Consider the following 26,134-nt stretch of genomic DNA (forward strand, 5'->3'; position numbering starts at 1 on the left):
CCGCTGCGTGTCCTCCCCTCCGTCACCTTCGGCGACACCTCCCCCTGGCGGGGGAGGATCGTCAGGTCCCGCCTCACCCTGGATCGTGCGCGAGGCGCTCGTGGTGGCGGATCACCTCGTCGATGATGAAGCGCAGGAATTTTTCCGAGAATTCGGGATCGAGTTGCGCGTCGGTCGCCAACTGCCGCAGCCGGGCGATCTGGCGCTCCTCGCGCCCCGGATCGGCGGGCGGCAGGCCGTGCGTCGCCTTGTGGCGGCCGACCGCCTGCGTCACCTTGAAGCGCTCGGCGAGCATGTGGATCAGCGCCGCGTCGATATTGTCGATGCTCTGGCGGTATCCGTTCAGCAGTTCGTCAGCCATGCGAAGCACCCTTTCATTGGTTCGCCGCGCCTTTTGCGGGCGCGGACGATGAACGGCAAGGGGCACCAAGGGTTGCTTTGCCGGGGCATAGGCGGCAGAGGCTCGGGAAGATGAGCGCCACCGTCCACCGCCTCGAAACCGTACGTCCCAATCCCGAGTCCCAGCCGTCGCTGGACCCGATGGTCAAGCTCGTCTCGGGCGATATGGACCAGGTGAACGCGGTGATCCGCGGCCGGATGGAGTCCGAGATTCCGCTGATCCCCGAACTCGCCGGTCACCTGATCGCGGGCGGCGGTAAGCGGATGCGGCCGATGCTGACGCTCGCGAGCGCGCAGCTGATCGATTATGCGGGGACGCAGCATCACCTGCTCGCCGCCGCGGTCGAGTTCATCCACACCGCGACCTTGCTCCACGACGATGTCGTCGACGGCTCGGACCTGCGCCGGGGCAAGCGCACCGCCAACATCATCTGGGGCAACCCCGCCAGCGTGCTGGTCGGCGATTTCCTGTTCAGCCGCAGCTTCGAACTGATGGTCGAGGCGGGCAGCCTCAAGGCGTTGAAGATCCTGTCCTCGACCAGCGCGGTGATCGCCGAGGGTGAGGTCAACCAGCTGACCGCCGCCCGCCGCGTCGAACTCGGCGAAGAGCGGTATCTCGACATCATCGGCGCGAAGACCGCCGCGCTGTTCGCCGCCGCCTGCCGGATTTCCGCGGTCGTCGCCGAACGCCCCGAAGCTGAAGAGGCCGCGCTCGATGCCTATGGCCGCAACCTCGGCATTGCCTTCCAGCTGGTTGACGACGCGATCGATTACGTCTCGGATGCGGACACGATGGGCAAGGACGCGGGCGACGACTTCCGCGAGGGGAAGATGACGCTGCCGGTGATTCTTGCTTATGCGCGGGGTTCGGCCGAGGATCGCGCGTTCTGGAAGGACGCGGTCGAGGGGCGCCGCGACAGTGACGCCGACCTCCAGCACGCGATCCGCCTGATCCGCTCGACCCGCGCGGTCGACGACACCTTTGCGAGAGCCCGCCATTACGGCCAGCGCGCGATCGACTCGATCGCCGGTTTTGCGAACGGCGACGCCAAGGATGCGATGATCGAAGCCGTCGAGTTCGCGGTCGTCCGCGCCTACTAGACCCTTTCGTTCGCCCTGAGCGAAGGTGCTTCGACTTCGCTCAGCACGAACGGCATATTTCGTAGATACAAAAACGGCGGCCGATCGCTCGGCCGCCGTTGTTTCTAGAACCGGTTAGGGCTCAGCGGCACTTCACGTTGCCGCGGTCGACCGAGCGGCCGAGCAGTGCGCCGCCACCGGCACCTGCCAGCGTGCCGAGCGTGCCGCCACCGATCAGGTTCGCCAGCGCGCCGCCGCCGAGTGCACCAATCACCAGACCGGTCGTGCCGTCGTTGCGCTTGCAATAGGCGCGGCCATCGCGACCACGATAGATCCGGTCGTTACGGCCGAGGCGGCGCTCGCGGTACTTGCCGTCGCGGTAGCTGTTCGACGGATCCCAGTTGCGGTCGTCGCCACGCCAGTTGCGATCGTTGCCGCGGCGGTCGTCACCACGTCGGTCGTCACGGTCGCGACGGTCGTTGTTGTCGCGGCGGTCATCGTACCGCTGGGCGGTCGCGGCGGTCGGCAGCATCGCCGGCGCTGCGACGGCGACCGACATCAACGCTGCTATAAGATGCTTCTTCATGAGATACTCTCCTGATCTGTGTCAGGGTAACCCGCGCCGCACCGGAAAAGTTCAAACCGCCAGATTCAGACGGTCGCCGCGTCCGCCATCGAGCAATCATGGCCGCTGCCCGTCTCGACCTGCAACGTCGCATGGCCGATGCCGAATGTGTCGTGGAGCATCGTCCGCGCATCGCTGAGGAATTGATCGCCGGGATGCCCGCCCGGCATCACCAGATGCGCGGTGAGGACGGGCTCGGTGGTGCTCATCGGCCAGATATGGAGATCGTGGATTTCGGTGACGCCGGGCAGGCCGCACAGAGCCTCGTCGACATGATCGAACTCGATCCCGCGGGGGACGGCGGACAGCGACATCTCGACGGTTTCGCGGAGTAGGCCCCAGGTCTGCCAGAAAATGAGAATGGCGATGACGATGCTGACCGCCGGATCGATCCAGGTGAAGCCGGTACGCCAGATCACGATACCCGCGATCACCACGCCCGCCGAGACCAGCGCGTCGGCGGCCATGTGGAGATACGCGCCGCGGATGTTGACGTCGCCCTTGCGCCCGCGCGCGAACATCCAGGCGGTGATCGCGTTGACCGCGATGCCGACGCCCGCGACCATCGACACGGTCAGGCCGGCGGTGGGGGCGGGATCGGAGAAACGCTGCGACGCCTCCAGCACGATCGCGCCGAGTGCGACCAGCAACAGCAGCGCGTTGGTCAGCGCGGCGAGGATCGTCGAGCCCTTCAGCCCGTAGGTAAAGCGCTTGGTCGGCGCGGTGCGCGCCAGCATAGTCCCGCCCCAGGCGACGACGAGACCGAGCACGTCGGACAGGTTGTGCCCGGCGTCGGCGAGCAGCGCGACCGAGTCGATCCGCAGGCCGACGATCGCCTCGACCGCGACGAACACGATGTTGAGCCCGATCCCGATCGCGAACGCGCGGTCGAACGAGGCTGGGGCGTGGCTATGGCCGCCGTGGGAATGGCCTCCGCCGTGGCCCGCGTGCGCGTGGCCGTGATCGTGTGAATGCCCGTGATGATGTCCGCCCAAGGCCCGCGCTCCGCTAAATCCGGCCGCCGCCTAGCATCGACGTATCGTGAGATACTAGGACGTGAGATCAAGAACCTACGCGCTGGCTATTCCAGTGTCGTCATCCCAGCGAACGCTGGGATCCAGAGCCGCGAACCGCAACATTCTTGGCTCTGGATCCTGGGTCGAGCCCAGGATGACGGCGTGGACGGGGAGGATCACCCTTCGTTCGCCAAGGCCTTCAACCGGTACAGTGCATCCAGCGCATCGCGGGGGCTCATCGCGTCGATATCCAGCTTGGCGAGATCCTCGCGCAGCACGTCGCACGCAGCCTCCTCAACCTGCGCCGCGGCGGCGAACAATGGCAGGTCGTCCAGCCCGGCCGCCAGCCCCCGTCTTCGCACGCCCGGCCTCGAGCTTCGCCAGCACCGCTTGCGCGCGCCACCGTCACCGGCGACATCCCCGCCAGTCGCGCGACCGCGAGGCCGTAGCTCCGATCCGCCGGGCCGTCGGCGAGTTCGTGGAGCAGCACCAGCTCCCCTTCCACTCGCGCGCGGACATGATGCAGCGACAGCGCCTCGCAGCGCTCCGCCAACCGCGTCAGTTCGTGATAATGCGTCGCGAACAGGCAGCGGCAGCGATTGTCCTCATGGATCGCCTCGACCACCGCCCAAGCGATCGCGAGGCCGTCATAGGTTGAAGTGCCGCGGCCGACCTCATCAAGGATCACGAACGATCGCGGCGTCGCCTGCGCGAGGATCGCCGCGGTCTCGACCATCTCGACCATGAACGTGGAGCGGCCGCGCGCAAGGTTGTCCGACGCACCGACGCGGCTGAACAGGCGGTCGACCAGCCCCAGGGTGGCCTTGGTCGCGGGCACGTACGAACCGGCCTGCGCCAGCACGGCGATCAGCGCGTTCTGGCGGAGGAAGGTCGATTTACCGCCCATGTTCGGGCCGGTGACGAGCCACAGGCGCGAGCTTTCCGACAAATTGCAGTCGTTGGCGACGAACCGGTCGCCCGACTTCGCCACCGCGGCCTCGACCACCGGATGCCGGCCGCCCTCGATCTCGAAGCACGCGTGATCGACCAGCGAAGGCCGCGCCCAGGCCCCTTCCGCCGCGCGCTCCGCCAGCCCGGCCGCGACGTCGAGCCGCGCGAGCGCATCTGCGGTCGCCGCAATCGCCTCGCGCCCGGCCAGAGCCTGCGCGGTCAGTTCCTCGAGATGCGCCGCCTCCGCCGCCAGTGCATGCGCGCCGGCCTGCGACACCTTCGCCGCGACTTCGTGCAGGGCAGGGGTATTGAAGCGGACCACACCCGCGAGAGTCTGCCGATGCGTGAAGCCGCTCTCGGGCTTCATCAAAGGATCCGCCGCCCGCGCCGGCACCTCGACATGATAGCCGAGCACGCCGTTGTGGCGGATCTTCAGCGCGGTGACGCCGGTCGAGGCCCGAAACTCCGCCTCCAGCGCGGCGATCGCGCGCCGTCCGCCGGCGCCTGCATCGCGCAGGTCGTCGAGCGCCGCGTCATAGCCCGCCGCGATATACCCGCCATCCGATGCCTCGATCGGCGGCGACGGCACCAGTGCGCGCTTGAGCAGATCGATCAGCGCGCCGTGTCCGCGTAATCTGGGCGCGATGTCCCGGAGCAGCACCGGCGGGTCGACGATCGCATCCATCCGCTCGCCAAGGCTCCACGCCCCGTCCAGCCCGTCGCGCAACTGCCCCAGATCGCGTGGGCCGCCACGCCCTGCCGCCAGCCGCCCGAGCGCGCGGCCGATGTCCGGCAGTGCGCGCAAGGTCGAGCGCAACCGCTCGCGCGCCGCCTGGTCGTCGTGGAACAGCCGCACCAAGTCGAGCCGCGCGTCGATCGCCGCCTTGTCCATCAGCGGCGCGCCGAGATCCGCGCCGAGCAACCGCGCGCCGGCCCCCGTCACGGTCCGGTCGACCGCGTCGAGCAGGCTGCCTTTGCGTACGCCGCCGGTGGTGCAGGTCAGCTCCAGGCTCTCGCGGGTGGCGGCGTCGATCGCCATCGTCTCCGCTGCGCGACCTATCCGCGGGGGCGGAGGAAGGGCATCGTGCCCTTCGCATTATGCTCCAGATACGCGACCAGCCCTCCGGCTGCAGCCAGCCCCGCGCGGCCGAACTGCCCGAAGCCGTCGAGCGTCGCCACGCCGTATACCCGCTTCAGCCGCGCCTCGCCCGCGCCGCTGTCGAAGTCGATCTTCGGTCGCAGCGTGGTAGCCGCTTCCTCGAAGGCGCTAGCCTCCGAAGCCACCACTTCCGCCGCACCGAGCCGCGCGAGTTCCGCCTCGACCGCGTCGCCCGCAACCTCGACGATCTCGAACCGCCCGGTCGAAACGTCCGCCGCGGCGATCGCCACAGATCCGCCAGCCTCGCCGATCGCCACGCACCAATTATCCGAGCGCGCGTCGAGCAAAGCCTCCTCGGTCAGCGTTCCCGCCGTAACGACCCGTACGATCGCCCGCGCAACCAGCGCTTTCGATCCGCCGCGCGCCTTGGCCTCCGCCGGGCTCTCGACCTGCTCGGCGATCGCGACGCGATGCCCGGCCTTGATCAGGCGTTGCAGGTACACCGTCGCCGCATGCACCGGCACGCCGCACATCGGAATCGGCTTCCCCTCATGCTCGCCGCGTGCGGTCAGCGCGATGTCGAGAACCGCCGCGGCGGTCCGCGCATCGTCCATGAACAATTCGAAGAAATCGCCCATCCGGTAGAACAACAGGCAATCCTGCGCCTCCGCCTTCAGGCCGAGATACTGCGTCATCATGGGGGTAGGGGCGGGGTGCGACATCAGGGGCGGGTAGCGAAAAGCCGCGCCCCATAAAACCCTCTCCCCTTGGGGAGAGGGAGGGGCCCGCGCGCAGCGTGGGAGGGTGAGGGGAGTGAGGCTCGGGCGCGCACCCCAACCACCCCTCATCCGGCGCAAGCGCGCCACCTTGTCCCCGAGGGGGAGAAGGCCGTTGAAGGCACCACCCCGCACTGGGATCACCACCCCGGCGGAGGCCGGGGCCCAATTGGGGTACGAAAATAACGAAGCGCGGTCCGTCCTTACTCGGACCTTGCCAATTGGGCCCCGGCCTCCGCCGGGGCGGTGGCCACCCACTAGGGCGAAGTGTCCGGGGTGACGAACGGCGACCACCTGCCTAGAAGGTCCTCCAAACCTAATGACCGCGCGAGGCCCGCCCATGTCCGACGAAACGCTGCAATTCTCCGAACGCGAAGCCTTGCTCTTCCATTCGGAAGGCCGCCCGGGGAAGATCGAGATCATCGCCTCGAAGCCGATGGCGACGCAGCGCGACCTCGCGCTCGCATACTCGCCCGGCGTCGCGGTGCCGGTGCAGGCGATCTACGACGATCCCGCCACCGTCTACGACTATACCGCGAAGGGAAACCTCGTCGCGGTCATCTCGAACGGCACCGCGATCCTCGGCATGGGCAATCTCGGCCCGCTCGCCAGCAAGCCGGTGATGGAAGGCAAGGCGGTTCTCTTCAAGCGCTTCGCCGACGTCGACGCGATCGATATCGAGCTGAAGACCGAAGACGTGAACCGCTTCATCGACGCGGTCGAGCTGATGGAGCCGACCTTCGGCGGGATCAACCTCGAGGACATCAAGGCGCCCGAATGCTTCATCATCGAGCAGGCCCTGCGCGAGCGGATGAACATCCCGGTCTTCCATGACGACCAGCACGGCACCGCGATCATCACCGCCGCTGGCCTGATCAACGCGTGCCTGCTCACCGGGCGGAAACTCTCCGAGGTGAAGATCGTCGTCAACGGCGCCGGCGCTGCGGCGATCGCCTGCACCGAACTCGTCAAGGCGATGGGCGTGCGCGGCGACAACGTCATCCTGTGCGACCGCAAGGGCGTGATCTACCAAGGCCGCGAGGGCGTCGACCAGTGGAAGTCCGCCCACGCCGCGATCACCGAAACGCGCACGCTGACCGAGGCGCTGGTCGGGGCCGACGTGTTCCTGGGGCTCTCCGCGGCGGGGTCGCTGACGCCCGAGATGGTCAAGGACATGGCCCCCGCGCCGATCATCTTCGCGATGGCCAACCCGGAGCCCGAGATCCGCCCCGAACTGGCGATGGCCGCGCGCCCCGATGCGATCGTCGCCACCGGCCGCTCGGATTATCCGAACCAGGTCAACAACGTGCTCGGCTTTCCGTTCATCTTCCGCGGCGCGCTCGATGTCCGCGCGACCGGCATCAACGATGCGATGAAGATCGCCGCCGCCAACGCGATCGCCGAACTCGCCCGCGAGCGCGTGCCCGAGGAAGTCGCGGCGGCGTACGGCGTCAGCCACAGCTTCGGCCCGGCCTACATCATCCCCGCGCCGTTCGACCCACGCCTGATGGAAGTCGTCCCAGTCGCGGTCGCCAAGGCGGCGATGGCCTCGGGCGTCGCGACCAAGCCGATCCTCGATATCGAGGCGTATCGCCACTCGCTCCGCGCCCGTCTCAACCCGACCACCTCGGTCCTGTCGATGGCCTACGAAGGCGCGCGCACATCCCAAGCGCGTGATCTTCGCGGAAGGCGAGGAGGAAGTCGTCCTCCGCGCCGCCATCGCCTTCAAGGAAGGCGGCTACGGCACCCCGGTCCTTGTCGGCCGCGACGACGTCCCCGACCGGTTGCGCGCGCTCGGCGTCACCGATCCCGAGAGCTTCGAACTCCACAACAGCCGCGTCTCGCCGCTGGTGCCGCGAATGGTCGACTTCCTGTATTCGCGGCTCCAGCGTCGCGGCTACCTGCGTCGCGATTGCGAGCGGATGGTCAACCAGGACCGCAACATCTTCGGCGCGCTGCTGCTCCAGCTCGGCGAGGGCGATGCGATGATCACCGGCATCACGCGCACCTATGGCGAGACGATGCGGCAGATTTATCGCGTGATCGATCCGGCCGCGGGGAAGACGCCGTTCGGGATTCATCTGCTGGTCGGGCAGAGCCATACGGTCTTCATCGCCGATACGACAGTCAACGAGCGCCCGACCGCCGAGCAGCTGGCCGACTTCGCCGAGCAAACTGCGGCGGTCGCGCGCCGGATGGGTCATGAGCCGCGTGTGGCGTTCCTGAGCTATTCGAACTTCGGCAATCCGAAGGGGGAGTGGCTCGACAACATTCGTGATGCGGTGACGGTGCTCGACGGGCGCAAGGTCGGGTTCGAGTATGAGGGCGAGATGGCGCCGGATGTGGCGCTGAACCCGAAGCAACTGGCGAACTATCCGTTTGCGCGGCTGTCGGGGCCGGCGAATGTGCTGATCATGCCGGGGCTTCAGTCGGCGCATATCTCGGCGAAGTTGTTGCGGGAACTGGGTGGGGACTCGGTGATCGGGCCGATGCTGATCGGCATGGAGAAGCCGGTGCAGGTCGCCCCAATGACATCGACAGCCAGCGAACTGGTTACCCTGGCAGTCCTCGCAGCCGGTGGTATCGCGCGATAAACGCCCTCGCCCCTACGGGGAGAGGGAAGGGGCCCGCGGCACTTGCCGTGGGAAGGGAGAGGGGAGTGAGGCTCGGGACGGTTCGTCCCAAAGCCCCTCTCCCTTCCGTCGCAAGTGCTCTCCCTCCCTCTCCCCGGAGGGGCGAGGGACACATAAGCTCAGGCGTCGATGCTTGTGCCTAGCGATGCGTGGACGAGGCCGCCATCCACCGTGATCGTCTCCCCGATCACATAATCCCCCGCGCGGCTGGCCAGGTAGATCGCCGCCCCAGCCATATCCTCATCCACCCCGACCCGCTTCGCCGGGATCCCCTGCGCCACCGCATCCCCATGATCGCGCGCGGCCTTGTTCATGTCGCTCGCAAACGCCCCCGGTGCGATCGAGGTCACATTGATCGAATCCGTCACCAGCCGCGCCGCCATCCGCTTCGTCAGGTAGATCAGCGCCGACTTCGACGCATGATAGCTGTACGTCTCCCACGGGTTCAGCCGCTGGCCGTCGATCGACGTGATGTTGATCACCTTCGCCGGCTTTGCGCGCGATCCCGAAGCCTTCAACGCCGCATGCAAAGCCTGCGTCAGGAAGAACGGCGACTTCACGTTGAGGTCCATGACCTTGTCCCAGCCGACCTCCGAAAACTCCTCGAACGGCACGCCCCACGCCGCCCCCGCATTGTTCACGAGGATATCGAGCTGCGACTCATGCTCGGCGAACTGCGCGGCCAGCGACTTGCATCCCGCCACCGTCGAGACGTCCTGCGGCAACGCGATGCAGTTCGGCCCAAGTTCCGCCGCAGCCGCCTCGCACACATCGGCCTTGCGCGACGAGATATACACCTTGGCCCCCTGCGCGATGAAGCCGGCGGCGATCATCTTGCCGATCCCGCGGCTGCCGCCGGTGATCAGCGCGACGCGGCCGTCGAGCCGGAACAGGTTGGTCGTATCCATCACGCATCCTCCGAATGTTTGCCCGCTTGGTATCGCCGAGCGTCGCCCGCCGCAAACCCGTTTTTCGAACCAGCCGTCATTGACGAGTGAAAAGCCCGTACTATGCTCGCCAAAAACTAGGAGAGAGCGTGTGAGGTTTTCAGGCAAGCGAGCCGTCGTGACCGGCGGCGCGTCCGGCATCGGCCGGGCGACCGCGCTGCGACTCGCCGACGAAGGCGCCACCGTGCTGATCGGCGACATCGACGAGGCCGGCGGCCACGCGATCGCCGACGCGTCCGGCGGGCGGATCCTGTTCCAGCGTACCGACGTGCTCCAGGCGGGCGATATCGAGGCGCTGATGCAGACCGCCGACGATGCGGGCGGGCTCGACATCCTGTTCAACAACGCCGGCGCGGGTGGCTCGCGCGACCCGATCGGCGAGATTTCTCCCGAGGACTGGGATCGCACCCAAGCGCTGCTGCTCCGCTCGGTCGCGCTCGGCATCCGCTACGCAGCACCGCTCATGGCGAAGCGCGGCGGCGGCGCGATCGTCAACACCTCGTCGGTATCCGCGCTAGGCACCGGCTATGCACCGACCGCCTATTCGACCGCCAAGGCCGGCGTGCTGCACCTCACCAAACAGGCCGCTGCCGATCTCGCGCAGCACAGGATCCGGGTGAACGCCGTGGTCCCAGGCTTCATCGTCACCAACATTTTCACGCGGGCGCTCGAACTGGACGAGGACAGGACCAGCAAGGCGGACGCGATGATCGCGCACATCGCCGCCGACGCGCAGCCCATCCGCCGCCCCGGCACCAGCGAGGACATCGCCGCCGCGGTCGTGTTCCTCGCCAGCGACGATGCCAGCTTCATCACCGGCACGCACATCCTGGTCGACGGCGGCATGACGATCGGCACGCGGCCGAGCTGGGACCCCGCGCAACCCTCGCTGTTCGCGCTGCTCGACAAACTGAAATGACCGCACCCGCCCGCCGCCTCTCGACCGGCACGATGGCGAGCTACGGCTTCGGCGCCGTCGCCTACGGGGTGAAGGACGCCGGGTTCGGCACGTTCCTGCTGCTGTTCTACAACCAGGTCGTCGGCTTGCCATCCGCCACCGTCGGCCTCGTCATCATGATGGCGCTGCTGATTGATGCGTTCGTCGATCCGGCGGTGGGCTTCTTCTCCGATCGTACGCGGACCAGATGGGGCCGGCGGCACCCGTGGATGTACGCGTCTGCGCTGCCGATCATGGTCGGCTGGCTGCTGCTGTGGAACCCGCCCTTGGTAATGTCGGAGCCGCAGACGCTGATCTGGCTGTTCGTCATGGCGGTGATCGTGCGCAGCGCGGTGAGTTGCTACGAGGTGCCGTCGGTCGCGCTGACCCCCGAGCTGACGTCGGGCTATGACGAGCGGACGCGGATCATGGCGTATCGCTATCTGTTCGGCTGGGTCGGCGGGCTGCTGATGCTGCTGTCGGCGTACCAGTATTTCCTCGCGCCCACCGCGGCGTTCCCGAACGGCCTGCTCAACCGCGCCGGATACGGCGGCTTCGCGCTGGCGGGCGCGGTCTTCATCGGCGTCGCGATCCTCGTCTCCGCGCTCGGCACGCATCACGAGATCAGGCATCTGCCGAACCCGCCGATCGCCAAGCAGACCCTGCGCGAGTCCTTCGCCGAACTGCGCCAGACCGTGAAGAACCGCGCGTTCGCGATCCTGATGGCGGCGGGCGTCTGCGCGTACACGATCCAGGGCATCAGCTACGCGATGTCGAACTACCTCTACACCTATGTGTGGGGCTTCAAGGGGCCGGTGTTCGTCTACCTGACGATCGCGTTGTTCTCGGGCGTGTTCCTCGCGTTCCTCGCCGCGCCCCGGCTCGGCAGGACGGGGAGCAAGCCCAAGGCGGCGATGGGCGCGGTGCTGCTCGGCGCGGCGCTCAATACCTCGCCGTACTGGCTGCGCATGCTCGGCGTGTTTCCCGAGGTTGGCGAGCCCACGCTGCTGCCGATGCTGTTCGGGTTCTTCATCCTCGGCACCGCGTCGAACGTCACCGGGTTCATCCTTGGCGCGTCGATGATGGCCGACGTGGTCGAGGATTCGGAGGCGAAGACCGGCAGGCGATCCGAAGGCGTGTTCTTCGCGGGCTCGTTCTTCGTTCAGAAATGCACGAGCGGAATCGGAATATTCTTCGCCGGCATGATCCTCGCGGTGGCGGGGTTCCCGGCCAAGGCTATGCCGGGGACGGTGCCGGTCGGGACGATCGACCGGCTGACGTTGATCTACGCTGGCCTTTATATCGTGCTGGCGTGCGTCTCGGCGTTCTTCTTCTCCCGCTTTCCGTTTGGCCGGGTCGAGCACGAGGCGCGGTTGGCGAGACTGGCAACGACACCCGTGCAATTTCCTCCGTCATCCTGACGAAAGTCAGGATCCAGAGTGAAGGATGGCTGCCCTTCGCGGCTCTGGATCCTGACTTTCGTCAGGATGACGAGGATGATGGAAGGCATTGCGCGGCCCGCCCTTCCAGTGCCAGGGACACCACGGTAGGACCGACGCTTGGCCTTCCCGATATCGAGGAACGGCGACCTCGGAGTTTCCATGCGCATTCCCGCTCTAGCCACCGCCCTCGGTCTCGTCCTCGCATCCCCCGCCGTCGCGCAGACGGTCGCACCGGTCCTCACCACCCCCGACGCGCACGACCCGCACAGCTACGCCCGCCCCGCGGAAGCCCGCGTCACGCACGTCGCGCTCGATCTAGCCGCCGACTTCGACACCCACGTCATCCGCGGCATCGCCACGCTCGACATCCTTGCAAAGCCGGGCGCCAAGCTCGTGCTCGACGATAACGGGCTGAAGATCGTCAATATCACAGACATGGCCGGCAAGCCGCTCCCTTACGAAGTCGGCGCGGTCGACAAGATCCATGGCGCGCCACTCACCGTCACGCTCAACGGCGCGAAGAAAATCCGCATCGCCTACGCCTCGTCCCCCGACGCCAAGGCGCTGCAATGGCTCACCCCCGCGCAGACCGCGGGCAAGACGCAACCATTCCTGTTCAGCCAAGGCGAGGCGATCCTCAATCGCAGCTGGATTCCGACGCAGGACTCCCCGGCATCCGCCAGACCTGGGAGGCCAAGATCGCCGTCCCCAAGCAACTCACCGCGGTGATGAGCGGGCTCGCGACCGGCAAGCCGACCTGCGCTGCCGATCGCTGCACGTTCCAGTACAAGATGGACAAGCCCGTCGCGCCCTACCTCATCGCGCTCGCGGTCGGCGACATCGCGTTCAAGTCGACCGGCCCGCGCACCGGCATCTGGGCCGAACCCGCGACCTTGCCCAAGGCCGCGTACGAGTTCGGCGAGCTCGAGAAGTTCGTCGCCGCCGCGGAGGGGTTGTACGGCCCGTATCGCTGGGGCCGCTACGACGTGCTGGTCCTGCCGCCGTCGTTCCCGTTCGGCGGCATGGAGAACCCGACGCTCACCTTCGCCACGCCGACCGCGATCGCCGGCGACCGCAGCCTCGTCTCGCTGATCGCGCACGAACTCGCGCACAGCTGGTCGGGCAACCTCGTCACCAACGCGACGTGGGACGATTTCTGGCTCAACGAAGGCTTCACCAGCTATTTCGAGAACCGGATCATGGAGGCGCTCTACGGCAAGCGCCGCGCCGACATGGAGGCCGACCTCGCCTGGACCGACATGCTCGCCGCGGTGAAGGACGCCGGTGGCCCCGCCGCGAAGGACACGCAACTCCACCTCGATCTCGACGCCGCACGCGATCCCGACGACGGCATGACGCAGATCGCCTATGACAAGGGCGCGGCCTTCCTCCGCACGATCGAGAAACAGGTCGGTCGCGCACGGTGGGATGCCTATCTCCGCAGCTATTTCGACCGCCACGCCTTCCAGCCGCAGACCAGCGCGGGCTTCCTGACCGACCTCAAGTCGAAGCTGCTGACCCCCGCCGAGGCGAAGACGATCGGCGTCGACACCTGGGTCTACAGCCCCGGCATCCCGGCGAACGCGGTGCATGTGACGTCTGCCGCGTTCCCCGCAGTCGATGCGGCAGCGAAGGCCTACGCCGCCGGTGGTCCCGTCTCGGGCGTTCCCGGCAAGGCGACTACGCAGGAGATCACGCGGTTCATCACGCAATTGCCGCGCAAGCTGCCGGCCGAGCGGTTGAAGACGCTCGACATCGCGTTCGGCTGGAACACCACCGGCAACGCCGAGATCCGCTTCGCCTGGCTGCAACTCGCGCTCGCCAATCATTATGCGCCCGCCGACGCGTCGGCCGAGCAGTTCCTGACCTCGCAGGGTCGGCGTAAATTCGTCGCGCCGTTGTTCCAGCAGCTGATGGACTCGGGTGACTGGGGCCACAAGCTGGCGATGGACATCTACGGCAAGGCGCGGCCGGGCTATCATGCGGTCACGCAGGTAACGGTCGACCGCATAACTGGTTGGAAACTCATGAACTGAGCCAGCCTGGCTGGCCCTTTCGGGCGTTGGTCGGCGCGGTAACACGCTTCGTCGGATATGGTTCCCGGCCGGGTTTCAATTAAATCGAACCTCCCGTAGCCAGACTGTGACGAACGGGTTTTGGCCGGGGGTCTCGATGAATTTCAAGGCGTTAGCAGCGCGTTTTGCGCTGGTGGTATCGTGCGGCCTGATGACGGCCACCCCTGCTGCGGCTCAGTTCTGGCAGTGCGTGACGTTCGCTCGCTCGGTTTCGGGCATCGAAATCCGCGGCAACGCCAACACCTGGTGGGGCCAGGCCGAGGGTCGCTACGAGCGCGGCCACACTCCCAAGGCCGGTTCGGTCCTCGCCTTCTCGCCCACTTCCCGCATGCGCGTCGGCCATGTCGCGATGGTCTCGAAGGTCGTCAGCGATCGCGAAGTCCTCCTTACGCATGCCAACTGGTCGCGCCCCGGCGCAATCGAGACCAACGTTCGCGCGGTCGACGTTTCGGCTGCCGGTGACTGGAGCATGGTGAAGGTGTGGTATGGCCCGCAGGGTGACCTCGGGACCTCGGCCTACCCGACCAAGGGCTTCATCTACTCGGGCCATGCGCCTGCTGGCGACACGCTCGACGCGCAGCCTTCGTACCAGATGGCCAGTGCCACCCACACCATCACCGCAACGCAGCGCGCCAACGCCGCGCAGCTCGCGACGATCCAGCACGGCCCGACCGATCCCCGCGGGATCTTCACGCTGGTGAACGAGGCGAACTGAAATTTTTCCGTGCGGTGGGGTGCGGGGCTCGGCCCGGCATCGGCGGCCAACTCGCCAGTCTGGCGTTTCGCTACTGATTGCCCCCTGACACTTACGCGCTTCAGCTTCCCCAAACTGCCTCCCCGGCGAAGGCCGGGGCTCAATTGGAAAGGTCGCAGTAACGTAACGCGGTTCTCGATCAGCGGCGTTTCCAAATTGGACCCCGGCCTTCGCCGGGGAGGTGCCATAAGGCTGAACACTGCTCTGCAAGCTTCTTGTTCTCCCGCGAAGGCGGGAGCCCAGTCTGGACCCCCGCCTTCGCGGGGGAACACTCTATTTGCTCAGCAGCGATCCGCGGTGGCCGCCTGACAAATGACCGGCTTCAAGCGGCCTTGAACGTCAGTGCATCGCCGTTCATGCAATAGCGCTTGCCCGTAGGCTTCGGCCCATCATCGAACACGTGCCCCAGATGCCCGCCACACCGACGGCAATGCACCTCGGTCCGCCCCATCCCCAGCGTCGAATCCATCCGCGTCCGCACAGCGTTCGGCATTGGCTGCCAGAAGCTCGGCCACCCCGTCCCGCTCTCGAACTTGGTCTTCGACGAGAAGTTCGGCAACGCACACCCGCCGCACGAGAAAATCCCCGCGCGATGCTCGCCGTTCAGCGGGCTCGAATAGGGCCGCTCGGTGCCCTCCTTGCGCAGCGTATCATACGCATCCGGCGACAGCTTCTTGCGCCACTGCGCATCGGTCAGCGTCACCTCGAACCGCTCGGCGGCCTGCGCGGGTTGCGACGTGCATCCCCACAGCGCGAAGCCGGCGACGCCTGCTCCAGCAAGCGTGAGGAAAGCGCGGCGGTCCTGGGTCATGTTCGTCTCCATGGTTCGGATATAGGTACGTTCGAGCCACCCGATAAGGTTACGCCAAGCCTCAGTATTTACTGATTTCCACCGGCAGCGTGCGATAGCCGTGGACGAAGCACGCGGCGACGCGCGTCGGCTCGGCGAGCACGTTGATCCGCATGCGGCGGGCAGCCATTTCCTCCAGCAGGATCGCGATCTGCATTTCGGCCAGCCGCGCGCCGACGCACCGGTGGATGCCGTGGCCGAACGCCAGATGCCGCCGCGCGTTCGGGCGATCGACGACGATCGAGTCCGCATCGTCGCCGAACACGCTCTCGTCGCGGTTCGCCGAGATGTACCAGAGCGCGAGCTTGTCGCCCGTCTTGATCTGCTGCGCCATCAGTTCCGCGTCCGCCGTCGCGGTCCGCCGCATATGCGCAAGCGGGGTCTGCCAGCGCAGGATCTCGCTCACCGCATTGGGGATCAGCCCCGGATCCGCCTCCAGCTTCGCCCGCGACTCCGGAAACTTGTCCAGCCCATAGGCCAGCGCCGACATCGAATTGCGCGTCGTGTCGTTGCCGCCGACGATCAACAGGATGAGGTTCCCGATGAATTCGTTGTGATCCATATGGCTCATCGCGTCCGAATGGATCATCATCGAGATCAGGTCGGGCGTCGGCGCCTTGTCGATCTTCGCGTCCCAGAGGTTTTTGAAATACGAGCCGCATTCGAACATGTGCGCGAGCCGCTGACCGCGCAGCTCCTCGTTCTTGACGATCTCGATATCGCCCGCCCAATCCGACCACAGGGTCAGCTTGCGTCGGTCCGCCCATGGAAAGTCGAACAGGATCGCGAGCATCTGCGTGGTCAGCTCGATCGCGACCGTATCGACCCAGTCGAACGGCGTGTTCCACGGCAGGCTGTCGAGCATCGCGGCAGTACGCCTGCGGATATCGCTCGACATCCGCGTCATCTCGCTAGGCGTAAAGGCGGGCGCGACGGTGCGGCGCTGACCGGTGTGCACGGGGCGGTCGCGCGCGATGAACATCGGCATGCGGACGTCGCGCTCGGCGACGAAATCGGCGATCGTGATCCCGCCGGCTTCGGAAGAATAGAGATCGGGGAGCGATTCGACCTCGACGATGCCCTTGTAGGTCGAGACGGACCAGTAGGGGCCGTAGTCGGAATGCTCGACGTAATGGACGGGGGACTCGGCGCGGAGCTGGGCGAACGGCGCCTGCCAGAGATCGTCGCGGTAGAGTTCGGCGCGGCTCACGTCGAGCGGATCGACTGTCTGTTGCGCTGCATCTCTTACCAGAGTCGCCATCGTCTCTCTCCCGTATTTTGCAACAGGAGAGACTTTGCTGACACTTATGTCAATAGCGTCCCAGCGTCCGTTCGTGCTGAGCCCTTCGACAAGCTCAGGATAAACTTCAGCGCATCGCGCTGAAGTCGAAGCACCTGCGCGCGGGGCGTACCCTCCGACTTCGTTCAGGGCGAACGGGGCGGGGGCGGGGGCCGGGGAGTTTGTAAGGCCCTACGCCGTCGCCTTGGCCTTCCGCCGCCAGAACGGCCGCGCGCTGCCCGATTGCAGTACCCCGCGTCGGAACAGCCGTGCGCCGACGGTGATGAAGATCGTCACCCACAACGCCTGCCACGCGAGCGCCGCGACGTGCGGCCACAGTTCGGGCGAATTCGCCGCGCGGCCCGCCATCGCGAATGGCGACGACAGCGGGAACAGCTCGGCGGCGGTGGCGATCCAGCTGCCGGGGTGCGAGACCGCCGCCGAGGATAGTCCGAACATCGCGACCTGCAGGATCGTGATCGGCAGCGACAGCATCTGGATCTCGCGCATTGTCGACGCCTGCGCACCGACGCCGAGGAACACCGAGCCCAGCAGCAGATACGCCATGCTGAAATACGCGGCGAACAGCAGCGCGAACATCGGCGCGCCGACCGCGGGCGTCAGGTCACCCAACGCCACCGCCGCGGCGGCGGGCATCAGCGATGTGATCTGCGTGACGACGGTGCCCCAGAACGCGACGAACAGCACCGCCACGCCGAACATCCCGATCAGCTTGCCGAAGAATACCGATTCGAGCGGCACCGCGGCGGCGAGCACCTCGATCACCTTGTTGTTGCGCTCCTCGGCCATCGTGCCGACGACCTGGCCCGACAGGAACAGCGTCAGGAAGAAGATCCCGAACACCGCGAAGAACGCCGACTGGTGCTGGCCGCCGACCGAGGTGGTGGAGCGGGTGATCTGCGTCTTGGTCGCGGCGATCGTGGGCAGCGTGCCACCCAGTTTCTGCGCCGCCAGCGTTGTCTGTGCGAGCATCCCCAGATAGTCCGCCGACCTCGCGCCGCGCGGCCCGTACAGGATCTGTGGCGCGTTGAGCGGGCCGTAGAGAACTGCGGACGCGTCGATATCCTTCGTCTCGAACGCAGCCCGCGCCTGCGCCGCCGGGTCGGCCGAGGGCGCGACGGTGGTCAGCCCTGGAGGGGCCTCGTCGTCGCGGAACATGCCGCGCAGCCGTGTATCGGCCTCCGCGATTGGCCGCGACGTCGCGGCGGGGACGATCGCGATGATCCGCGTCTTGTCCTGCGCGCCGCCGCTGACGCTCGCCGCGCCCATCCCGCCGATCGCGCCAAACGATCCCATGATGACCGGCGCGAACAGGAACAGCAGGAAGATCGGCGTGAACACGGTGGCGATGAAGTCGCGGCGCGCGATCGTGAAGGTCTGGCGGAGGGTCCGGCGGAAACGCGTCATGCCGCCTGCTCCTTCGCGACGTCGCCATGCTGGCCGACGATCCGGACGAACGCTTCGTGCAAACCGGGGCGCTCGATCGACAATCCCGAAATCCCGTATCCAGCGTCGATCAGCCTCACCAGCAAGCTTTCGATCCCCTCGTTCGGCAGCTCGAACCGCCAGCTATCCCCGTCCTGCACCGCGTCCATCGGCAGCACGGCGCGGATCGCAGGATCGGGCCGATGCGGCGTGTAGTGGACGCGTTGCGGCAATATGCCTCGCGCATCCGCGACTGTGCCTTCGAACCGCCGCTTGCCGCCGGCGATGATCGCGAGCCGGTCGCACAGGCGTTCGGCATGGCTCATGATATGCGTCGAGAACAGGATCGTCGCGCCGCGATCGCGCTCGTTGAGGATCAGCTTCTCGAGCCGCTCCTGGTTGACCGGATCGAGCCCCGAAAACGGCTCGTCGAGCACCAGCAGGTCGGGCTGATGCACCACCGAACCGAGCAGCTGCACCAGCTGTGCCATGCCTTTCGACAGTTTCCGAATCTTCTCGTCGACCGCATGGCCAAGGCCGGCGGCTTCCATCAGCACCACCGCCCGCTCGCGCCCGGTCTTCCAGTCGAGCCCGCGCAAAGCCCCCAGGAACGCGATCGCCTCGCGCGCCTTCATCGCCGGATACAGTCCGCGCTCCTCGGGGAGGTAGCCGACCCGGTCGCTCGCATCGCGCGGATTGTCGTAGCCGAGCAGCGTGCGCGATCCTTCGTCGGGTTCGATGATCCCGAGCAGCATGCGCAGCGTCGTCGTCTTGCCCGCGCCGTTGGGGCCGAGCACGCCGTACACCGAGCCGCGCGGCACCATCATGTCCACCCCGTCGACCACGCGCCGATCGCCGAACCGCTTCACGATCGCGTTCGCGGTGACCGCCCATTCATCGTTCACGCGCAATCTTCCTCCCGAGGGTGGCGTCGTGGTAGCGGGCGGACGTGGCGCAAGACAAGCTGGAACACAGGCTGAAGGCCAAAGCGGCGGAACTGGGCTTCGTCGCCTGCGGAATCGCGCACGCCGACGCCGCGCCGCGCGGGCGAACGCCTCCACCAATGGCTCGCCGACGGCCGCCACGGCGACATGATCTGGATGGAGGAGCGCAAGCACCATCGCGAAAGCCCCGCCGGCCTCTGGCCCGAAGTGCGCAGCGTCATCGCGCTCGGCATGAGCTATGCGCCGAAGGACGATCCGCTGCGATTGGCGGATGAGGGCGGGGTAGGGCGCATCTCGGTCTATGCGCAGGGGCCGGATTATCACGATGTCGTGAAGCGGCAGTTGAAGGCGCTCGGGCGGTGGCTTGCCGCTGAAGCCGGCCGTGACATGCCGCCCTTCGATCTAAAAGTGTTCGTCGACACTGCGCCGGTGATGGAGAAGCCGCTCGCCGAAGCTGCCGGGCTGGGTTGGCAAGGCAAGCACACCAACCTCGTCAGCCGCGAGCATGGCAGCTGGCTGTTCCTTGGCGCGATCTACACGACGCTGGACCTGGAGCCGGACAAGGGCGGCGTCGACACCTGCGGCAGTTGCGACGCGTGCCAGACCGCGTGCCCGACCGCCGCGTTCCCGAAGCCGTTCCAGCTCGATGCCCGCCGCTGCATCTCCTATTTGACGATCGAGCATGCCGGCCCCATCCCGCACGAGTTCCGCGCCGCGATCGGCAACCGCATCTACGGCTGCGACGACTGCCTCGCGGTATGCCCCTGGAACAAGTTCGCCGCCGCCGCCAACGCGAACCTCGCGTTTCACCCCCGCGCAGAACTGGTCGCCCCCGAACTCGCGGACATTCTCGCGCTGGACGACGCGAGCTTTCGTCAGGTCTTTGCTGGCTCCCCGATCAAGCGCATCGGCCGCGACCGGATGGTCCGCAACGCGCTGATCGCAGCGGGCAACAGCGGTGATCTGGAGCTGGTCGAGCCTGTCGTAAAGCTGCTGGCCGACGAAGCCCCGGTGGTGCGCGGTGCCGCAATCTGGGCACTCGGGCGGCTGGATGCCGTGCGCTGTCACAGCGAACGCAACTGGTTCTCGACCTCGGAGCACGACCCGGGCGTCACCGCGGAATGGGCCGCCAGCGTCGCCGCCGACTATCAAGCCTAGTTTTCGACATGTCCGGTTTGAGGAGGAGAGCGAATTGGCCGCTTTAGACAGGGAAAAAACGTGGTTGAGCCCAGCCGCCTAACCGACAACAACGGTGTCTTGCTCAATGAAGGCGGCACGCAAGCCGAACATCCATGGGACCCAAAGCGCCGTGTACGCTGGCCATAGATATTCGTACCATGGGAGCGAGTGTATAAGCTGGGCGATCGAACCGAGCATCAGGACGAAGCCCGCACCACTAAAGAAGATCGTCGCAAGAGCGCTTCGGAAAGGTCGGTCGCGCCTGTAGGCGGTGAGGCGAACTGGCTGATTGTATCTTCGTAGGCAAAGACCGGCGATACCAATTACGAACGGTGACGCGATAATCGCGATCAGAACGCTGCCATACATCGGTATGCCAATATTATCGCCGTCCGGCTGCAACTGGCCCGAGCCCAATACCTGAGGCCAGTACACAAAATTCAGAATCGGAAATACAGCAAGTAGAAATGCTGTCAAAATCCATAAGGGCGAGCGGTTGCGGGCAACGAACGTCTCCTTTTGGAGATGCTACTGTGCAGAGTGATTGTCGGAAAGTAGACGATCTCGCCCGTTACTTGCCCCCTCGCGCCGGGTCAGTGCGGCGACGCAGCTGGCGCGGTCGATCGTGCTGCCGTCGGGTTCGCGCGCGTCGAGATAGGTGACGCGGGGGGCGTCCGATCCCTTGGGGTAGAGATACGCGTCGAGCACGCAGATGCCGCTCTGGAACTGGAGTTTTCGCGCGCTGCCTTCGCGGACGTCGGCGTCAGGCTGGCCGAACAGCTTGGTCAGGCCGGCGGCGTCCTGGCCGAGGACGCGTTCGAGCCCGACGCTCGTATAGGGGATGGCCGGACGCCCGACCGCGGGCTTGGCCACCGGTGCGGCGCAACCCGCGAGTCCGCCGCCGAGCGCCAGCGCGATCCCTATCGTCGTCAATCGCGTCATGATCGGGCCTTACGGTAATACTGGGTGTGGAAGTAATGCGTCGCCATCGCGGCACCCAGAACCGGCGCAGCAATGTTGAGGATCGGAACCACGAACAGCCCGGTGTTCGCAAGCCCCAGCACGAACCGCCCACTCTTGGTCGTCGCACGCCAGCCCCGCATCGCCGCTGCGTCCATATGTCGCGCTGCCACCATGTCGCCGAGATCGCGCCCGAGCAGCCAGCCATTGACGACGAAGAACGCCGCGGCGGTGCCGACACCGGTGACGAGCAGCGCGATATAGACCGGCAGCATCAGCAGGTTGACGAGCACGACGCGGGCAGCTGAGCGGAGGCCCATCCCGAGGCTGCGGGCGAGGGGCACGGGGCGGGCGGTTTTCAGCGCCTCGGGATAATGCCGCGCTTCGACGGCTTCGACGACCTCGTCCGCAAAGATCCCGACGACCGCGATCGCGACGGCGCGGAACAGGAGCCACAACGCGAGGATCGTGACGAACAGCGCGAACGCCGCGGCGAGCCCGTCGGCATGCCAGCCGAGCCACGCGGCCAGTGCGGCCTGCGTGCCCCACCATGTCCCGACGCCGAGCAGTGCGAAGACGAGCAGCGTGACGAGCATCGACTTCACGAACACGCGGAGGACCGGCGGATCGGTGAGTTGGCCGAGCGAGAGGAGGAGGGCGCGGAGCATCGGTTCGGGATGACGCGCGGTGGTGGCGAGGTCAACGAAGCTTTGGCGCTGATAGTAGCTACGACGTTCCCCCTGAAGCATTACGTTCCCCTGCGGACGCGGGGGCCAGCGCAACCACGCACACCGCCCGAGACTCTGTTCCCCGCGCCCGCGGGGGAACAGGTGAGTGGGGGGCGCGGTCACCGCCACCGCCACCGCCACCGCCCGCCACGGCCTTGGCCGTGGAGGCCTGTGCTTGCCGGACGCAACTCCGTCATCAACTACCACCCTGGCGGAGGCCGGGGCCCAAATGGAAAGGTCTTCGCAATTGCGCGCTACCCGTCGTTAGCAACGTTTCTCAATTGGACCCCGGCCTTCGCCGGGGTGGTGGCCTATTCACGTTCGACCACAGCGCCATGCCGATCGCCGCGCCGCGCACACCAGTTGCACCAATCCCGCCCGGCATTTACGGCAAGCGTTTTCCCGCACCCCGGAGTCCCGCCTTGCCCAACCCAACCTACGACGTCGTCGCGATCGGCAATGCCATCGTCGACATCCTTGCTACCGCCGACGACGCGTTCATCGCCGAGATCGGTGTCGCCAAGGGCTCGATGCAGCTCATGTTCTCGTCGGAGGAAGCCGACGCGCTCTATGCCAAGATGGGCCCGGGCATGGAAGTCTCGGGCGGGTCGGCCGCCAACACCGTCGCCGGCATCGCCGCACTCGGCGGCAAATGCGGGTTCATCGGCCAGGTCGCCGACGACCAGCTCGGCCAGGTCTTCGCGCATGACGTCCGCAGCATCGGCATCGAGTTCGCCACCCCCGTCCGCGCCGGCGACCCGACCACCGGCCGCTGCCTGATCTTCGTGACGCCGGACGGCCAGCGCACGATGAACACCTTCCTCGGCGCGGGCCAGTTCCTGCCCGCCGCCGCGATCGACACCGCGATGATCGCCGACAGCGCGATCCTGTATCTCGAAGGCTATCTCTGGGATCCCGAAGAGCCGCGCGCCGCGATGCGCGCCGCGATCGATTGCGCGCGCGACGCCGGCCGGAAGGTCGCGTTCACGCTCAGCGACGTGTTCTGCATCTCGCGTCACGGCGGCGATTTCCGCCAGCTGCTCAGCGACGGCCTGATCGACATCCTGTTCGCCAACGAGAGCGAACTCGCAGCCCTCGCCGAGACCGAAGACTTCGACGCAGCGGTCGCCAAGATCTCGGCGCAGGTCCCGACCCTGGTCGTCACCCGCGGCGAGCACGGTGCCTGCGCACTCCAGAACGGCAACCGCGCCGAGGTGAAGGCCGAGCCGATCGCCAAGGTCGTCGACACCACCGGCGCCGGCGACCTGTTCGCGGCGGGCTTCCTCCACGGCCAGGCACAGGGCTACGACCTGCACGCCTCGCTGAAGCTCGGCGCGGTCTGCGCGGCCGAGATCATCAGCCATGTCGGCGCCCGCCCGATGGTCGACATGAAGGCGCTCGCCGCCAAGCACATCGGCTGAACGTGGCCCGCCGCGCCGTCATTCCCGCCTCCGCGGGGATGACGCGTTGGCGACGAAGCACAAAAAAGGGCCGCGGGAGTTTCCTCCCGCGGCCCTTTCTACGTCCGGTCTCAGTGACCCGGCGTCAGGTCGATGTCGGTCTCGCCACCATCGGCCATTCCGCGACCCAGATAGCTCTTCCGGTAGCCGTACAGGAAGTAGATCACGAGCCCGACGGCGCCCCAGATCGGCAGCACCGCCATCGCCTCGTACGGCAGCGAGAAATACAGTCCGATGCAGCCGACGATCGTCAGCGGTGCGACGACCCAAGCGGCCGGTGTACGGAACGGACGATGCCGGTTCGGCTCGCGCTTGCGCAGGATCAGCAGCGCGATCGCGACCATCATGAACGCGTACAGCGTGCCCGCATTGGCGATGTCCGCGAGCTGGCCGACCGGCAGGAACGCCGCGGCGAACGCCACGAACACGCCGGTGATCGCGGTGACGATATAGGGCGTCTTCCACTTCGGATGCACGCGGCTCAGCACTTCCGGCAACAGGCCGTCACGGCTCATCACGAAGAAGATCTCGGGTCTGGCCGAACATCAGAATCAGGATCACCGACGGCAGCGCGAGCCCCGCCGCATAGCCCATCCAGTTGCCGACGTTCGCATAGCCGATCTGGCGCAGCACGTGCGCGAGCGCCTCGTTCGAACACACCAGTGCCTGCGCATTGGCCGGTATCAGGCAGGCACGCGCCAGTTCGGGCGAGCCCGTCGTGAACGGCACGCCGTCCGCCCCGAACAGCGGCTGGCCACCGATCGTCCCGATCGCGCCCGCTGCGACCAGCATGTAGAACACGGTGCAGATGCCGAGCGACGCGATCAGGCCGATCGGCACGTTGCGCTGCGGATCCTTGGTCTCCTCCGCGGCGGTCGAGACCGCGTCGAAGCCGACATAGGCGAAGAAGATCGTCGCCGCCGCGCCGACCACGCCAAGGCCGTTGCTGCCGAGGATGCCGGTCGGGAGGAATGGCTCGAAATTGCCGCCATGCGTCTTGGGCAGCGTCAGCGCGACGAACGCGGTCAGCGCGACCACCTTGATCGTCACCAGCACCGCGTTGACGCGCGCGCTCTCAGTCGTGCCGATCATCAGCAGCCAGGTGACGAGCAGCGAGATGACGACCGCCGGCAGGTTGATGAACCCGCCCGGCACGTACGGCCCGGCGGCCAGCCAGAGGGGCAGGTCTATCCCGAACGTTTCTCGCAGGATCGAGCCCGAGAAATAGCCGGACCACCCGACCGACACGGCGCTCGCGGCGACGGCATATTCGAGGATCAGCGCCCAGCCGACGGTCCAGGCGAGCAGCTCGCCCATCACCGAATAGGTATAGGTGTAGGCGGACCCGGCGACCGGTGCCATCGCCGCGATCTCGGCATAGCAGAGCGCCGCGACGACGCAGACTGCGCCGGCGACGATAAAGCTCAGGATCATGCCCGGCCCGGCCTTCTGCGCGGCGGCGGAGGTCAGCACGAAGATGCCCGTGCCGATCACGCAGCCGATGCCGAGCATGGTAAGCTGGAACGCACCGAGCGATCGGTGGAGCGATTTCTTCTCCGCCGTCGCCAGGATGGCGTCCAGTGATTTTACGCGACCAAAAATCAATTCGGTACCCCCGGGGATTGCAGGGGCCCGGTCAGAAGGCCCCCTTGCTCAATCCCCAGAGCCTAATGGCAATTTTATTACGTGCAATCCTTTAGTGCGGCAAAGCTGGCCTATCGCGCCAGCATCGGCCCCAGCGGACGCCCGCCAAAGACATGAACGTGCAGATGCGGCACCTCCTGGTGCCCATCCTGGCCGATGTTCGCGAGCAGGCGATAGCCCGGTTCGACCAGCCCCGCCGCGCGCCACGGCACCGACCGCGCGGATGAAACCGGCGATCTCGGCATCGGGCGCCCGCGCGGAGAAATCGTCCCAAGACACGTACGCGCCCTTGGGGATCACGAGCAGGTGCGTCGGTGCCTGCGGGTTGATGTCGTGGAACGCGATCGCGAAGTCGTCCTCATAGACGCGCTTCGACGGGATCTCGCCGCGGAGGATCTTCGCGAAGATGTTCTGGTCGTCATAAGGCTGGGTGGCGTCGATCGGCATAAATCCCCCTTCCGCTTGCAGGAGGGGTTAGGGGAGGGGCGTGCCTTCCCGGTCCCGGCGGAGCGCGTAGACCATGCCCTCCCCGACCCCTCCCGCAAGCGGGAGGGGGGCAGATTACCCCGCCCGGCCGGCCTTTTCGACTAGGCCACCGACCCCCTCGCGCCGTTCCAATTCCGCCCGCACATCGTCCAGGCTCAACCCCGCATCCGCCAGCAGCACCGCCAGATGGAACATTAGGTCCGCCGCTTCCGGCACGATGCTCGCTTCGTCGCCCGAGCACGCTGCGATCACCGTCTCGACGGCTTCCTCGCCGAGCTTCTGCGCGATCTTGGGACGCCCCTTCGCGAACAGGCTCGCAGTATAGGAGGTGTCGGCGGGCGCATCGCGACGGGCGCGGATGGTTGCTTCGAGGCGGTCGAATACGGGGTCCATGGCTCGCGTGCTGACGTAGCCGAGCAGGCGG

Annotated in this window: 18 protein-coding genes and 5 pseudogenes; 9 read left to right on the plus strand and 14 right to left on the minus strand. The window is 66.7% G+C overall.

From position 1 onward, the window contains the following. Positions 1 to 73: 73 nt before the first annotated feature. Positions 74 to 361 carry a chorismate mutase gene (locus QP181_RS17165; RefSeq protein ID WP_132737208.1) on the minus strand — a complete coding sequence of 96 codons (288 nt, stop codon included), beginning with the start codon at positions 359 to 361 and terminating at the stop codon, positions 74 to 76. Positions 362 to 471: 110 nt separating this feature from the next. On the opposite strand from QP181_RS17165, the gene QP181_RS17170 reads away from it, so the two are divergent. Next, complete coding sequence (locus QP181_RS17170) at positions 472 to 1,500, plus strand: polyprenyl synthetase family protein (protein ID WP_333929287.1); 1,029 nt, start codon at positions 472 to 474, stop codon at positions 1,498 to 1,500. A 121-nt stretch (positions 1,501 to 1,621) separates the two neighbouring features. Here the strand turns inward: QP181_RS17170 and QP181_RS17175 are convergent, their stop codons facing one another. From QP181_RS17175 to mutS, 3 genes and pseudogenes are all read right to left on the minus strand, one after another. Continuing rightward, positions 1,622 to 2,065: a hypothetical protein gene (locus QP181_RS17175; RefSeq protein ID WP_333929288.1), complete on the minus strand. Its 444-nt coding sequence runs from the start codon at positions 2,063 to 2,065 to the stop codon at positions 1,622 to 1,624. 65 nt (positions 2,066 to 2,130) lie between these two features. Beyond that, positions 2,131 to 3,099 carry a cation diffusion facilitator family transporter gene (locus QP181_RS17180; RefSeq protein ID WP_333929289.1) on the minus strand — a complete coding sequence of 323 codons (969 nt, stop codon included), beginning with the start codon at positions 3,097 to 3,099 and terminating at the stop codon, positions 2,131 to 2,133. 197 nt (positions 3,100 to 3,296) lie between these two features. Next, positions 3,297 to 5,868, minus strand: a pseudogene (mutS, locus tag QP181_RS17185) (DNA mismatch repair protein MutS). Between the two features lie 418 nt (positions 5,869 to 6,286). On the opposite strand from mutS, the pseudogene QP181_RS17190 reads away from it, so the two are divergent. After that, positions 6,287 to 8,540: pseudogene (locus QP181_RS17190) on the plus strand (NADP-dependent malic enzyme). 158 nt (positions 8,541 to 8,698) lie between these two features. On the opposite strand, the gene QP181_RS17195 reads toward QP181_RS17190, so the two are convergent. Continuing rightward, positions 8,699 to 9,487 (minus strand): SDR family oxidoreductase, encoded by a 789-nt coding sequence (locus QP181_RS17195; RefSeq protein WP_333929290.1) that lies wholly within the window; start codon positions 9,485 to 9,487, stop codon positions 8,699 to 8,701. A gap of 130 nt (positions 9,488 to 9,617) precedes the next feature. Here QP181_RS17195 and QP181_RS17200 point away from each other — a divergent pair, with 130 nt between their 5' ends. The 5 genes from QP181_RS17200 to QP181_RS17220 all read left to right on the plus strand — a co-directional run bounded on the left by QP181_RS17200 (position 9,618) and on the right by QP181_RS17220 (position 14,695). Beyond that, positions 9,618 to 10,445, plus strand: a complete 828-nt coding sequence (locus tag QP181_RS17200) for an SDR family NAD(P)-dependent oxidoreductase (protein WP_333929291.1) — start codon at positions 9,618 to 9,620, stop codon at positions 10,443 to 10,445. Then, entirely contained in the window at positions 10,442 to 11,884 is a 1,443-nt protein-coding gene (locus QP181_RS17205; RefSeq protein ID WP_333929292.1) for an MFS transporter, read from the plus strand. The genes QP181_RS17200 and QP181_RS17205 overlap by 4 nt, the downstream gene beginning before the upstream one ends. Before the next feature lie 180 nt (positions 11,885 to 12,064). Beyond that, positions 12,065 to 12,634, plus strand: coding sequence for a gluzincin family metallopeptidase (locus tag QP181_RS17210; protein ID WP_333929293.1), 570 nt, complete (start codon positions 12,065 to 12,067; stop codon positions 12,632 to 12,634). After that, positions 12,634 to 13,941, plus strand: coding sequence for a leukotriene A4 hydrolase C-terminal domain-containing protein (locus QP181_RS17215; RefSeq protein WP_333929294.1), 1,308 nt, complete (start codon positions 12,634 to 12,636; stop codon positions 13,939 to 13,941). Before QP181_RS17210 ends, QP181_RS17215 begins: the two co-directional genes overlap by 1 nt. Positions 13,942 to 14,077: 136 nt before the next feature. After that, on the plus strand, positions 14,078 to 14,695 hold the full coding sequence (locus QP181_RS17220; RefSeq protein ID WP_132737225.1) for a CHAP domain-containing protein: 618 nt from the start codon (positions 14,078 to 14,080) through the stop codon (positions 14,693 to 14,695). Positions 14,696 to 15,056: 361 nt separating this feature from the next. On the opposite strand, the gene msrB is transcribed toward QP181_RS17220, so the two are convergent. The 4 genes from msrB to QP181_RS17240 form a co-directional block, all read right to left on the minus strand. Then, positions 15,057 to 15,545, minus strand: a complete 489-nt coding sequence (gene msrB, locus QP181_RS17225; protein WP_277982934.1) for a peptide-methionine (R)-S-oxide reductase MsrB — start codon at positions 15,543 to 15,545, stop codon at positions 15,057 to 15,059. A 61-nt stretch (positions 15,546 to 15,606) separates the two neighbouring features. Beyond that, the gene (locus QP181_RS17230) at positions 15,607 to 16,845 is read right to left on the minus strand and encodes a cytochrome P450 (protein ID WP_277982935.1); all 1,239 of its coding nucleotides are present in this window, start codon (positions 16,843 to 16,845) and stop codon (positions 15,607 to 15,609) included. Between the two features lie 210 nt (positions 16,846 to 17,055). After that, a complete protein-coding gene (locus tag QP181_RS17235) occupies positions 17,056 to 18,291 on the minus strand; it encodes an ABC transporter permease (protein WP_277982936.1) in 1,236 nt (411 codons plus the stop codon). Then, positions 18,288 to 19,214, minus strand: coding sequence for an ABC transporter ATP-binding protein (locus tag QP181_RS17240; RefSeq protein WP_277982937.1), 927 nt, complete (start codon positions 19,212 to 19,214; stop codon positions 18,288 to 18,290). The genes QP181_RS17235 and QP181_RS17240 overlap by 4 nt, the downstream gene beginning before the upstream one ends. A 59-nt stretch (positions 19,215 to 19,273) precedes the next feature. Between QP181_RS17240 and queG the strand changes: the two are divergent. Next, positions 19,274 to 20,411: pseudogene (gene queG / locus QP181_RS17245) on the plus strand (tRNA epoxyqueuosine(34) reductase QueG). Positions 20,412 to 20,960: 549 nt separating this feature from the next. Here queG and QP181_RS17250 read toward each other — a convergent pair. Both QP181_RS17250 and QP181_RS17255 read right to left on the minus strand, forming a co-directional pair. After that, a complete protein-coding gene (locus QP181_RS17250; protein WP_333929295.1) occupies positions 20,961 to 21,374 on the minus strand; it encodes a hypothetical protein in 414 nt (137 codons plus the stop codon). Beyond that, on the minus strand, positions 21,371 to 22,060 hold the full coding sequence (locus QP181_RS17255) for an EI24 domain-containing protein (protein ID WP_333929673.1): 690 nt from the start codon (positions 22,058 to 22,060) through the stop codon (positions 21,371 to 21,373). Before QP181_RS17255 ends, QP181_RS17250 begins: the two co-directional genes overlap by 4 nt. Before the next feature lie 482 nt (positions 22,061 to 22,542). On the opposite strand from QP181_RS17255, the gene QP181_RS17260 reads away from it, so the two are divergent. Further along, the gene (locus QP181_RS17260) at positions 22,543 to 23,541 is read left to right on the plus strand and encodes an adenosine kinase (RefSeq protein WP_333929296.1); all 999 of its coding nucleotides are present in this window, start codon (positions 22,543 to 22,545) and stop codon (positions 23,539 to 23,541) included. Positions 23,542 to 23,651: 110 nt separating this feature from the next. On the opposite strand, the pseudogene QP181_RS17265 reads toward QP181_RS17260, so the two are convergent. The 3 genes and pseudogenes from QP181_RS17265 to QP181_RS17275 form a co-directional block, all read right to left on the minus strand. After that, a pseudogene (locus tag QP181_RS17265) lies at positions 23,652 to 25,185 on the minus strand (amino acid permease). 110 nt (positions 25,186 to 25,295) lie between these two features. Continuing rightward, positions 25,296 to 25,671, minus strand: a pseudogene (locus tag QP181_RS17270) (histidine triad nucleotide-binding protein). Positions 25,672 to 25,785: 114 nt separating this feature from the next. Next, complete coding sequence (locus QP181_RS17275) at positions 25,786 to 26,103, minus strand: phosphoribosyl-ATP diphosphatase (protein WP_132895997.1); 318 nt, start codon at positions 26,101 to 26,103, stop codon at positions 25,786 to 25,788. Positions 26,104 to 26,134: the final 31 nt, after the last annotated feature.

The organism is Sphingomonas sp. LR55 (assembly GCF_036856015.1).
Taxonomy (GTDB): domain Bacteria; phylum Pseudomonadota; class Alphaproteobacteria; order Sphingomonadales; family Sphingomonadaceae; genus Sphingomonas.